This window comes from Paenibacillus sp. S-12 (assembly GCF_030363895.1).
GTDB lineage: Bacteria > Bacillota > Bacilli > Paenibacillales > Paenibacillaceae > Paenibacillus_B > Paenibacillus_B alvei.
The window spans coordinates 210,183-221,520 of sequence record NZ_JASIUF010000002.1; the positions used below are offsets into that span (position 1 = coordinate 210,183).

Consider the following 11,338-nt stretch of genomic DNA (forward strand, 5'->3'; position numbering starts at 1 on the left):
GTTTACAGCACCTCCGTTAATACAGCGCTGGCAGCTTCCAGTGATTCCAGCGCTTCTTGAATACGCCAAGCAGCACGATCGCGCGGGCCGACGGCGTTCGATATGGAACGAAGCTCCAGCACCGGCAAGCCAAATTCATGTGCTGCGGTAGCTACGCCATAGCCTTCCATCGCTTCAACGGCAGCACCGGGAATACGTACTGCCATGTGTGCCGCTGTTGCTGCCGAGCCTGTGACAGTTGCAACTGTTAGCACAGGGCCGGAGCGTGCTGGCAGATTCGCTGCTTGCAGTGCTGCCGTTGCGCGAGCAACAAGCTCAGCATCGACAGGGATGCGTGCGGAGCCGAATCCAAGCTCGTCCAGACTGATGAAGCCCTCCGGCGTCTCTGCGCCAAGATCGGCAGCAATGATGTCGCTTGCGACGACTAATGAGCCAATTTCAGCTTGCTCTGGAAATCCTCCGCCGATACCTGCGCATATGACGAGCCGATAATGCGATGAATTCGCGAGCGTCAGCGCCCGTGCCGTCCGAGCAGCGGCAGATGCGACACCTACTCCGCCGATGATAACGTCAAATTGCGGATGCTGTTGAAGACCACGCAATACAGCATCCCGTTCGGGCGCTACTGAGGTCACAATAAGTACGCGTCCGCCCGCATCTTGTGCAACCGCCTCATCGGTACATGTTGAGGCAGCTTTCATTTCCTTCATCATGTGTTTACTCCTTACCCATGCAAGACAAACGCTTCGTTCGCCGTTTATTGCATCCATGATTATTTAAAATTGATATACTTCATTCAAAGTATCTTGTTCATGAATTTCTGTAAAGAGCGGAATTACTTGCTGAATTCGTACAAGCTCAGCTTGATTTTTAGCTTGATTCATACATTATGTTTATACTAACATATTATACGGAGATTGATGAAGAGATGAAATGTCGGTAAAAATAACAGGTTTGGTCAGATGAATAACGCCATTCGAAGTGATTATCGGTTATGATAAACAAGGAATAAAACGATAGGCGAGTCAGATGTAGACGGCCGTTGGTTCGGAAGGAGTGGGGGGTACAAGTGGACACTCGGCGTTGGAGTGAGCAGCATGAAGTATCATCCGATAACTGTGATTATAAGCGGGATTGCCGCTTATCGACCTTGATGGAATGGATGCAGCGGGCAGGGGATTCCCACCTCGCAGCACATCAAGTATCGATGGATGAGTTGGTGAGCAGCGGTATGGCATGGATGTTGCTGACAGTTGACCTTGAACTGATGCGCACGCCGAAGTACGGTGATGTGCTTCAATTGGATACATGGCATAAGGGGGCCAAGGGTGTACAATGGCTGCGTGATTATGTTGCGTATGATGCAGAGCGGCAGTTAGTGGCACAGTCCTGCACCACATGGGCGCTTGTCGACCTGAACAAGCGGCGCATCTTGCGAGCCTCAGCGTTTCCTTATGACGTTCCGGTGAATGATAAGGATTCTGTAGGAGACATGCCGGAGAAAGTCGTGATACCGGATGAGACTCATCTTGAATTGTCGTACACGCTATACGTTAGACAGAGCAGCATTGATATGAACGGCCATTTGAACAATGCCAGATTTGCTGATATATGCTTGGATGCGATGACGCAAGAGGAATTGGAGCGAGGTGTGTCGCGCTTTCGAATTACGTACCATAAGGAAATCATTCTCGGGGATCAGGTAGATATATATCGATCTACTGCTGAAACGCTGCATGCAGAAGATAGCCGCTGCTTTATTCGTGGACAAGCTTCAGATGGCAGTACGCTGTTCGATGCGGAAGTTATTTATCGAGAAGGTTAGTTACTGGATAAGATGGTGCCGGATATTGGGGAGCGCTGACGTTGCGCTCCTCTTCTCATTGACCACGACATCAATCGTCAGATTCCTCAGATCACGTCGGCAAATTGATATTGTTGTCGAAAAAAGACACCGTCATCAAAATGATGATATGATACTATATTCCTGAATTTGGATTTACACCTTGGGGAGAGTGCCAAAATTGAAAAAAATAATCACAGCAGTTCTAGGGCTAGCCTTAACTTTTACAGTTATTATACCGCAGGGGCAAGCTAATGCAGATGCGAGTTCATATGGGCTTATGGATACGAAGGCGTACCGCACTTACGTTCCAATACGCTATTTGAGCGATAAACTTCATTATCAAGTGACATGGGAGCCTGTGAGCAAGCGCATAGAGGTGGTAAGCGACGATAATTATCTGGAGATGACATTAGGTACGACGCAGGCATATGTCAATGGGGTTGATACGGAGCTGGATGCAGCCCCCTTCCGATCAGGGGGGACGACTTATGTTCCGGTACGAATCGTCAGCGAAGCGATGAGTCTGAACATGGAATGGGACAAGAACGGATCGGTTGTCCATTTTTGGAGTGGAGACAGTCATGTTCGCCTGCCTGTCGTTTCGAAGCAGCGGAGCAGCCAAGCATCATCGATTGAGAAGAGTAAGCGAGCATTCAAGGTTGGAAGCAAGCGGGTGTATGCCTCGATGCTGACCATAAATCTGCTGCATCCTCGTATTCGTCTCGGCGTAGGAGTTGGTTACGGAGGAGAGGGCTCGGTCGATAACCTCAAGCATATGGCACAGCGTAATTATGCCGTAGCTGCGATAAATGGGGGCTATTTTGATGCCTACTCCAAGAATAAGGTGAGAGTCCCGTATGGCTATGTAGTTAGAAATGGAAGAATGATACATAATGGCTCTGGTGATAAACGGAGTGTGCTTGTGTTTACGAAGGGGAATCAGGTAGAGATGATCCCGGGAGAATCGTTCTTGGAGCGATTTAATGAAGGAGATGTGCAAGGAGCGCTGCAGGTAGGGCCGCGTCTTCTTACAGATGGCAAGATCACCGTCAATCTGAAAGGCGAGGGATTTAAAGACCCTAAAATATTGAAGCACAGCAGTATACGCAGTGCTGTTGGTCTAACGAAGGATTACAAGCTAATTATCTTGACTACATCTAGTGCTACGATTCCAGAGCTTGCTAGAGTGATGAAGCAGGCTGGCGCTTATCAGGCTATGAATTTGGATGGCGGGGCATCCAGTGGCCTTTATTACAATGGAAGATATATGACATACCCTGGGCGCAGCATTAGCAATGCGCTGCTTATTTTCAAATAAAAAGCATGATGAATGACAGCCGCAATTTGCTATATTAGCAGATTACGGCTGTTACTATATACTAATCTACCTTGGCTCCATATGCCTTAGCAAATGCAACGGCTTGGAACATATCAATTCGGACTTTAGCAAGATCCAGCGCTTTGAAATTCACTCCGCTCAAATCAGCCCCTCGCAGATCTGCACCTGTAAGCTTAGTTTTGGTAAGATTTGTGCGGGTTAAGTCGGCATCCCGCAGGTCAGCTTTCTCCAGCTTGCTTTCTGTTAGATCCGCCTCCATGAAACGAACACTGCGCAAATCCTGCCTCGTAAAATTCGCATGGCGCAAATTTGTATACGACCAATCTCCTCCGTTGATCGTAATGCCGTCCCATAATACATTGGTGAAATCAGTCCCTACCATTTTACATTCTTCAAATTTTGCTGCGAATAAATTAACTCCTGTAAATCGGCAATTCGTAAACGCGCTTCGCGTATGGATAGAGCCATTAAGTATAGCTCCAGTGAAGTCACAGTCAATAAATTGGCAGCCTGTTGTCAATGCTCCGGCCAGTTGAGCGCCTCGAAAACGGCAGGAGGTAAACGTGCAGTTGCGAAGCTCAGACTCGCTCCAATTCACATAGCTGAAATCGTTGCCGTTATAATGTTCTTCTATATAAGTTGTCATAGGGTTACTCCTTTGTAGATTACATTACGTACGATGTATATCATCTATTTATGTATTCATCGTAACAAGGAAATCTGCCTGCTTGCAATGCATCTGTTAGGAACGAACCCAACAAAGGATACGATTATGAAAAAATCCATTCGACATTCTTTTTTCGACAGTCATCTCGCAATTGTTTCGTATATACTATCACTATGTCTTCTCCCTCACATTGATCGACACATAAGTGGCATGAGCGGGCATTTTCAACAAGATCCCTGTACTTCATTATATTTTTTGGAGACGCGTATCAGAATTGGTTCGATTTCCAGATTATAAGAAGGATTTTACATATTTTTGTTGAAGTATTGCCCTTATCGGATATGGAATGATCCTTGAATACATGCAGAGGTGTGAAATGGGATTTAGAAACTGGATCACGCGAGGTATTTTCATTGGCCTCATTCTATTGGTTATTGGAGCAATAACATTCCCTTCTCTATTATCCACACAACCAGAACCCTCAAAAATCACGCTTACCCAATGGGATGTAATATGGGAGCAGCGGCAAAGCGCATGGAAGGACATTAAAAGCAGAGCAGAGGGATGGAAGCCTGTTGATATTCAAACTAACATTCCGTTGAAGCCCCAAGGAAACCAATCTGCTTGGTATCGAATATCAATTCCCTCTGTCCATTGGGAGCAACCCGGATTATACATAAGTATGTTATACGGATTTAGTGTAGATGTATATTCGGAGGAAGGAAGAAGACTATACCATTCTGCACGCGATTATGGATCTGATGTTTTTCAGGTCTTAGTACCGATAAAACCCTCTTCAAGCGGGCAGCACATCTACATTCACGCATTTTCAACAGTTGAACGAATAGGGATTCAAAAACCAGTTATTATTGGCGATTATCAAGACATTATACAAGATTATGCGAGCCAAGGGCTTATTGATATCCTACTAGGAAGCTCCTTGATATTTGTCGCCCTCGTGATGTTCATCTGTGTCCTATGTCTTCGCAACATTGACTTACCGAGCTGGTTGTCTCTGAATATTGTTATATTGTGTGCGGGTATTATTATGATCACGCATTCAAAATTTATTTATATTTTTTTCGGAGAATATGGAAGGTATACTGTTCGCTTATTCGATATAGCCATGCAATTTCTCTTTCCTGCGTTAACCTATTATTTTGAACAAATTACCGGTCCTGGACCGTATTCTCTAACCTCTAAAATCCGAAAGTTTCAAATAGGATATGGAATCCTTATGCTTTTGGGCGTGATTTTCATATCCCCTATGAACAATCAATTTTACGGCGTCTTTTATTTTCTTACAGTTACTGTGTATGCCATTATTATTGTCCTGCAGTTGTGTTTGCTAGTTGGTCTATCGATTGTATATGCTGTTCGAAAAAATGTGGATGCAATATTGTTTGCGATTGGCTTTATTGTTTTTGCTGTAGTGACATTAGGAGAATTAGTTTGGTTTTTGGTTCGATCTGGTCAATATGAACTTACCATTTGGAAATGGGGCGTTGTGGCTTTTGTTATTGCCTTTATTATGATTATGGGCAGACGAATTGTTGCCAACCATGAACAAGTAATTGAGTATTCCAAAGAGCTAGAAATGTACAACGGTAAGCTGCAGCACTCCGAAAAGATGCACATCATCAGTGAACTTGCGGCTTCTGTAGCCCATGAAGTACGTAATCCGCTCCAAGTGACCCGAGGATTCCTTCAACTTCTGCGAAATCATTCCGATGACAAGGAAAAGGAATATGTGAAGCTAGCCTTAACTGAGCTTGATCGGGCTTCAGGAATAATAACTGATTTTCTAACTTTCGCGAAGCCGGAGCTGGAGGATGTTGTGATTCTGGATGTTGGGGATGAGCTCAGGCAAATAGAAGGGATACTGACTCCGCTTGCAAATATGCAGGGTGGAGTCATAGATCTGGACGTAGAACTAGATCTGTTTATTTACGGAAACTCTTCTAAGTTCAAGCAAGTCTTTATCAATCTGATCAAGAATAGCATCGAAGCACTGCAGGATGGAGGAGCGATTCGAATTGAGGGGTATGCAGCAGAGGGGAATATTATCATTTGCGTCAAGGACACTGGCATTGGTATGGATAATCAGGAGATTGCTAGATTAGGTGAACCTTACTTCTCAAACAAGACAAAGGGGACAGGGTTAGGTCTAATGGTTACCTTCCGAATTATAGAAGTTATGAAAGGAAGTATTCATTTTTATAGCGAAAAATGGAAGGGGACGGAAGCAGTTGTGCGCTTCCCCGCAGCATTTGAGGAGCCGCCTCTATCGTTACATAGTGGGGCATAAAATAGATTAATTAGAGAGAAAGGGCATCCCACAAGTCATGAGAATGATAGGGAAGCCCATTTTCGAGGAAGGAAAAATGGATTACCAGAAAAAACGCCGAACATTGTCGGTAGGAAGTATTTCTGCCGGGTTTGGAGGAATGACGAGGATGAAGTGATCTTTTGTTTCTTCCTGAGTCGTCAATTCAACATGGTCAGGAATTGAAATGCCCAGTAGTTCTTTAATAGCTGCTTTCGGATTAGACAGCAATCGTTCCTTAAATGAGGGATCTTCCCAAGCTTTGTGAATGATTTGGTTTTTAAGTAGTTGATCCGCAGAAACCATGTGTACCCCTCCTTTAGAATGGGATATCTTGCGCTTCCAATGTATCATTCTGCGTATTCCGCAAACTACTACTTTGTTACCGAATTCGACAACCAATATGACAATCCGCCCATCATCAGAGCTTCCCGATGTTGTCGAATCCGGTCGGCTTCTTCAAACAGATTTTCTACTAATGAGCGGCTGAATTCAATGATATGAGGGGCTGATTCCGGCATGGCATCCAGCTTGGCTTGCAGTGTCAACGCTTCTTGACCAAAGGAATAAAGGACATCCGATACGGTAATGGCATGTCGAACGAACTGCTCAGTAAGTGGTTCATTTGTCGGAATTTGATTTATAGAACGAATCCAGGCCAGCAGGCAATTATAGCTTCCATCTTGCAGATCTGTCTGCCAATCTGCCCAATCGTCATTCATTTGCAAACAGATAAGCGCAGTATTAATGGCCTCGGATACTTGCGGGAGCCTGTCCTCCATGTCTGTTAAGTATAGAGCTCCGCTGCTTGCCAGCTTGACAGGTGCAGCCTTATAAGCGACCTTAAGGCGATTCGTCATGAATACATCCTGAATACGCTCGCTTGTGACGCCATGGACCCATTCTAATGTGTACTGCCTGAAGCTGTCCCAGAATGGGGACTGGGGAGGGAATAGCTGTCTATAGATGTCAAGCAGCTCGATGTAGCATAGATTTCCTAAGGCAAGCTGCTCGGTTGGATTACCGCAATCGTTGTCCATGACATCATCCTGAATGAAGTAATAGAGCATGACGAATATTCCTGCCAGAGCCAAGCGGCGGCAATGCGTTGTCGTGAGTCCAGTCATGTCCTGCATCCAATAAGGCAGACAATAACATATATAATTGTCCGTGCTTCGATCATTGCCAGGGTTGAACTTCTCCAAATAACGTAATCCTGCCGCATTCAAAGGGGCTGGGAATGCTCCGATGATACATTCGGCCTCATGAAAGACTTGTTCAATCTCAGACTGGAACGGTTCATACCAATGCATAGTTATCCCTTCTTTCTATGGAACGAACATGAAGACATCAATGAAGATAGATAAAAGATTAAGTTGCAGGAACATAAATATATGAAAATATAAAAATTTATTTAATTACCACCAAGTATAGAGGAAGATTGGACAAAACGACAAGAAAATTGCTGACCCTTCGGTATGAATCTCTTCCAACTTTTCGCTGGCATCTATATCCCTGCTGTGTTTCCGATTGTATTAAGCGAACTGCAGAGCATTTGGGAGAAAAGGAGACGCAACCTACATGAAGTCATTCCGTATGGTATAGAAATAATTGTTTATTCTAATGCGGGGACGGAGAGATAAAGAACGATGGGAGAATCGAGACTTGAACTTGAACAGATGCTGCAAGCGATTGAAGTATGGGAACGCGAGCAGAAGGATTTATCCATTTTTGAAAAAGTAGGACGGCTGCCGTTCACGCTGCTGGATCGCTTTACTCCCAAAGGGATACAAAACAAAATGGCTGAATTGCTGGATGAGCTGGGGGGCTATCTCCATACAGGCGGAAGCTATTTAGTCCAGAAAAAAAGCATATTGCAGAAGCTCTGCAACAAGTGGAAAGAAGAAGAGCCTGACTCGTTCGCGGCCTTCACTGCACAGGGGAGTCCTCTGGATTTGTCAGGTGTGAGGCAGATGCCGCTGGCCCTGAGCAATGCTGTTGCGGATTCGGTAAAGGAATCCAATAAAACAGTAGCATTTGCGCAAGGAGCGACGACCGGATTTGGCGGCATATTTACGTTGGCGGTTGATATCCCCGCGGTTCTAGGGATTGCTTTGAAAGTGCTTCAGGAGACGGCGATATGCTACGGCTTTGATCCGGATGATCCAAGAGAGAGGCTCTTTATTGTAAAGTGCATGCAGCTTACGATGTCGGACATTGTAGGCAAGCAGGCAGTGCTGCAGGACATTGGCGACTATGACAACCCGAATAGGCTTCGTGACTCCCTGTCTGAAGTACAGGGCTGGCGGGAAACGATGGTGTCCTTTACTGATAATTTTGGCTGGAAGAAGCTGTTCCAATCCGTGCCGGTCATCGGAATGGTGTTCGGTTCGTTCATGAACCGCTCCATGATTCATGACATGGCGGAGACGGCGCAGATGCTGTATCGCAAGCGGGCGGTACTGGAACGCATGAAGGTGCCGGATGCAAGTTGCTAAGCGTTAGTTGCAGACAGTGCTTATTGCTTCAAGCCGCTCCCTTGAATGAAAAGGAAAGCGGCTTGCAAGCAGCAGTTGGGCTGATTGTGCTGCCTACGGTACATTTCGCGTAAGAAAGACGGTACCGGTGAGCCAGTGTTGGAGAACAGAGTTATCTAGGACATGATGCGCTTTTGTCCCTCTAATGCTCGTATCTCGCTTACATTTTGCGTAAATTCCAATGTCCCCATATATTGCCCCGATTCATCCCGAACCGCGAAATAGCGTATATATACAAACTTATCCTTGAATGGTATCCAAAAATCTTCGACATCTTTCTTGCCTGCCTTAAAGTCCGCCAACAGCTCATTCACGACATGGACGCTCTGTGGCGGATGGCAGTTCTGAACCGTCCGTCCGATTACGGCTTTCGTGCGCGCGAAGATTCGATCCTTGCCATGAGAGAAGAACCGAACCACGTCATCTTGATCGATGAAGGTAAGATCGACGGGAAGATGGTTCATGATCATTTCCAGTTGCTTGACGGACAAGATTCCAGTCTCAAAGCGAACGTAACCGTCAAGTGATTCCTCATCAGTCGAATCATTCTGTTCGGGGAAGTCTTTAATGTGATGGCGCGCTGGGCTCCACGTTCCAGCAGGCTCTACCAAGCAATAGCCGATCGTTTCGCTCTCATGCGCGATTTTGAGCCATTCGTCTTCCGTTAAGGCGTTCAATGCCATCGGGAACAAAATATTCTCTTCCTTCGATATCATGGCAGTCACTTCATGTATGACGATCTGAAGCAGATTCAGGATTTTCTGCTGATTAGGTGTGTGCTCCATTAATTGACGCTTCGCCTCTTTAATGGAAGCCCGAATCTGATCATTAACGCCCCACATTACCTTTGTTGGACCGAAAATTCCATATTTCTCAAGATAAGGGAATAGCAGATTTTCTTTACGGCTGTAATGTTTATCGACGTCTAACAACAAGTTCAGGTCATTTAAGAGCTTGTATCGATTCTGCTCTGTATCATTTTTGGCATATTGTTCGCTATGAAGTTTCATTTTGAAATTGACGAGCTGATCGATCGCTTTATTTTCCAGCTTGAACGTATGAACGGGATGTCCTGGTTGATCTTCGGCGCGATCCGAACGATGGATATCCTCAATCGATCCTTCGAAGACGGAAGCGTGCACAGAGCAAAGACGCTGCACCTCTTGAACAGGAATGCCATCCTCCCTCATCAAGGCTTCTTCCAACTGCGATATTTCTTGTACGGTAACATTGCCGATCGCTTGCTTGAATCGTTCGCGCACAGCATCTTCTGATTGTCCGTTATGAAGATCCTTTATGATTTGTTTAAGAAGCTGTTGACGTTCTGTATGATGTAAGGTACAGTTCTCGCGATTATTAATAAGTTCACTCATTTTTAGCTCTCCTTTGCAATTGAGATTCATTATCAATGCATGGTTATGATAGCAAAGAAAGACTCTGGATGATTTGATTGAGATCACATTTTGCATCAAGTTTTTACGATATAGTTAAATCCGATTATATGCTAATAAAGGCTTAACAGAGGAGATCTTTCACATGACGTTCTATCGCGCTTTAACTCCGTATTATGATGTTCTCTTTCCGGCAAATGAAAAGCAGCTGCGATATATTTCATCCTATTATGCAGAAGGAAGCTCCTTGCTTGATATGGGAGCGGGCACAGGCAATATTGCTTACGCGCTTGCGGAAGCGGGCTACAACGTTACTGCGGCCGAACCTGAGGTGGCGATGTGTGCTCGCATCCGAGCGAAAGCGAAGCAATGCGGGCGGCTTACGGCCATCTCAACCTCTATGCTGGAGTTGGAGCAGCTCACCGATCACTATGATGGCATATACTGTGTGGGCAATACGCTTGCACACCTTCAGGACAGGAAGGAGATTCATCAATTTCTGCAGCAGTCGTACGGGAGTTTGCGGGCACACGGAACACTGCTCATTCAAGTTGTGAACTATGATAACGTACTTGCCGGAAGCAATTTTACGTTCCCGGTCATTCGCAATGTTTGAAAGAAGCTACGAGCTTGTTGATGATAAGGTGCTGTTTACGACGACGTTGACGGCTAATGGTCAGTCGGTGAGCAGCTCCATCCCCTTGATCCCGGTTACGTACAATCAGCTAGTGCAGATGCTTGAACAATGCGGATTTGATCATATCGAAGCTTACAGTAATTTTGAAAAGGCGCCTTATGCATCAGATGCCTCGGCATTGATTTTAGCTGCCCATAATTAGCTTGTAGCTTGTTTCCGAACAATTTCATAAGTCGCACGTAGATGACGTTATTTGCAGTTTCAAGCCGCTTCCTCAGATCGAGGCAAGCGGCTTTTCTGTTTCCCTGTGCAATAACGTTGTCCGCATTATCTCTAACGCAAAACTTTTGCCGACTTCATTTCTTCTATACCTACTCCTGAACCGTACGGCCTATTTGGATGGGGTGAACACCTTATATTTAAGAAGGAAGGGATGAATATTTTGTAAAGTAAAGTATGGCTGCTTGTATGTCTGTATGTAAAAATATGGTTTGTGTGTGGTGGACATTTCCATTACTATTTATGTACAGATATACACAGTGCGATAAAGAAAATGCAGTGACAAAATAACTTTCAAAAAATGCAATGAACACGC

11 protein-coding genes are annotated in these 11,338 nt (G+C 45.2%); 6 read left to right on the forward strand and 5 right to left on the reverse strand.

From position 1 onward, the window contains the following. Positions 1 to 2 precede the first annotated feature (2 nt). On the reverse strand, positions 3 to 713 hold the full coding sequence (locus tag NO352_RS00960; RefSeq protein WP_268620060.1) for a futalosine hydrolase: 711 nt from the start codon (positions 711 to 713) through the stop codon (positions 3 to 5). 356 nt (positions 714 to 1,069) lie between these two features. On the opposite strand from NO352_RS00960, the gene NO352_RS00965 reads away from it, so the two are divergent. Both NO352_RS00965 and NO352_RS00970 read left to right on the forward strand, forming a co-directional pair. Further along, positions 1,070 to 1,825, forward strand: coding sequence for an acyl-[acyl-carrier-protein] thioesterase (locus NO352_RS00965; RefSeq protein ID WP_289354744.1), 756 nt, complete (start codon positions 1,070 to 1,072; stop codon positions 1,823 to 1,825). A 199-nt stretch (positions 1,826 to 2,024) separates the two neighbouring features. Next, entirely contained in the window at positions 2,025 to 3,164 is a 1,140-nt protein-coding gene (locus tag NO352_RS00970; RefSeq protein WP_289354745.1) for a phosphodiester glycosidase family protein, read from the forward strand. 61 nt (positions 3,165 to 3,225) lie between these two features. On the opposite strand, the gene NO352_RS00975 is transcribed toward NO352_RS00970, so the two are convergent. Further along, complete coding sequence (locus NO352_RS00975) at positions 3,226 to 3,831, reverse strand: pentapeptide repeat-containing protein (protein WP_289354746.1); 606 nt, start codon at positions 3,829 to 3,831, stop codon at positions 3,226 to 3,228. A gap of 1,258 nt (positions 3,832 to 5,089) precedes the next feature. On the opposite strand from NO352_RS00975, the gene NO352_RS00980 reads away from it, so the two are divergent. Next, positions 5,090 to 6,160 (forward strand): sensor histidine kinase, encoded by a 1,071-nt coding sequence (locus NO352_RS00980; RefSeq protein WP_262866349.1) that lies wholly within the window; start codon positions 5,090 to 5,092, stop codon positions 6,158 to 6,160. 81 nt (positions 6,161 to 6,241) lie between these two features. Here NO352_RS00980 and NO352_RS00985 read toward each other — a convergent pair whose 3' ends face one another. Next, positions 6,242 to 6,484 carry an NHLP leader peptide family RiPP precursor gene (locus tag NO352_RS00985; protein ID WP_163976750.1) on the reverse strand — a complete coding sequence of 81 codons (243 nt, stop codon included), beginning with the start codon at positions 6,482 to 6,484 and terminating at the stop codon, positions 6,242 to 6,244. A gap of 68 nt (positions 6,485 to 6,552) precedes the next feature. Next, positions 6,553 to 7,491, reverse strand: a complete 939-nt coding sequence (locus NO352_RS00990) for a hypothetical protein (RefSeq protein WP_005542857.1) — start codon at positions 7,489 to 7,491, stop codon at positions 6,553 to 6,555. A 336-nt stretch (positions 7,492 to 7,827) separates the two neighbouring features. Here NO352_RS00990 and NO352_RS00995 point away from each other — a divergent pair, with 336 nt between their 5' ends. Next, complete coding sequence (locus NO352_RS00995; protein WP_005542856.1) at positions 7,828 to 8,676, forward strand: EcsC family protein; 849 nt, start codon at positions 7,828 to 7,830, stop codon at positions 8,674 to 8,676. Between the two features lie 155 nt (positions 8,677 to 8,831). On the opposite strand, the gene NO352_RS01000 is transcribed toward NO352_RS00995, so the two are convergent. Beyond that, positions 8,832 to 10,088, reverse strand: a complete 1,257-nt coding sequence (locus NO352_RS01000) for a DUF438 domain-containing protein (protein WP_289354747.1) — start codon at positions 10,086 to 10,088, stop codon at positions 8,832 to 8,834. A gap of 163 nt (positions 10,089 to 10,251) precedes the next feature. On the opposite strand from NO352_RS01000, the gene NO352_RS01005 reads away from it, so the two are divergent. Beyond that, a complete protein-coding gene (locus tag NO352_RS01005) occupies positions 10,252 to 10,722 on the forward strand; it encodes a class I SAM-dependent methyltransferase (RefSeq protein WP_289354748.1) in 471 nt (156 codons plus the stop codon). Beyond that, complete coding sequence (locus tag NO352_RS01010; protein ID WP_289354749.1) at positions 10,715 to 10,945, forward strand: hypothetical protein; 231 nt, start codon at positions 10,715 to 10,717, stop codon at positions 10,943 to 10,945. Before NO352_RS01005 ends, NO352_RS01010 begins: the two co-directional genes overlap by 8 nt. Positions 10,946 to 11,338 lie beyond the last annotated feature (393 nt).

Coding starts and splice junctions, on each gene's coding strand:
- NO352_RS00960 (WP_268620060.1), bottom strand. CDS start 713: ATGATGAAGGAAATGAAAGCTGCCTCAACATGTACCGATGAGGCGGTT.
- NO352_RS00975 (WP_289354746.1), bottom strand. CDS start 3,831: ATGACAACTTATATAGAAGAACATTATAACGGCAACGATTTCAGCTAT.
- NO352_RS00980 (WP_262866349.1), top strand. CDS start 5,090: ATGCTTTTGGGCGTGATTTTCATATCCCCTATGAACAATCAATTTTAC.
- NO352_RS00985 (WP_163976750.1), bottom strand. CDS start 6,484: ATGGTTTCTGCGGATCAACTACTTAAAAACCAAATCATTCACAAAGCT.
- NO352_RS00990 (WP_005542857.1), bottom strand. CDS start 7,491: ATGCATTGGTATGAACCGTTCCAGTCTGAGATTGAACAAGTCTTTCAT.
- NO352_RS00995 (WP_005542856.1), top strand. CDS start 7,828: ATGGGAGAATCGAGACTTGAACTTGAACAGATGCTGCAAGCGATTGAA.
- NO352_RS01000 (WP_289354747.1), bottom strand. CDS start 10,088: ATGAGTGAACTTATTAATAATCGCGAGAACTGTACCTTACATCATACA.
- NO352_RS01005 (WP_289354748.1), top strand. CDS start 10,252: ATGACGTTCTATCGCGCTTTAACTCCGTATTATGATGTTCTCTTTCCG.
- NO352_RS01010 (WP_289354749.1), top strand. CDS start 10,715: ATGTTTGAAAGAAGCTACGAGCTTGTTGATGATAAGGTGCTGTTTACG.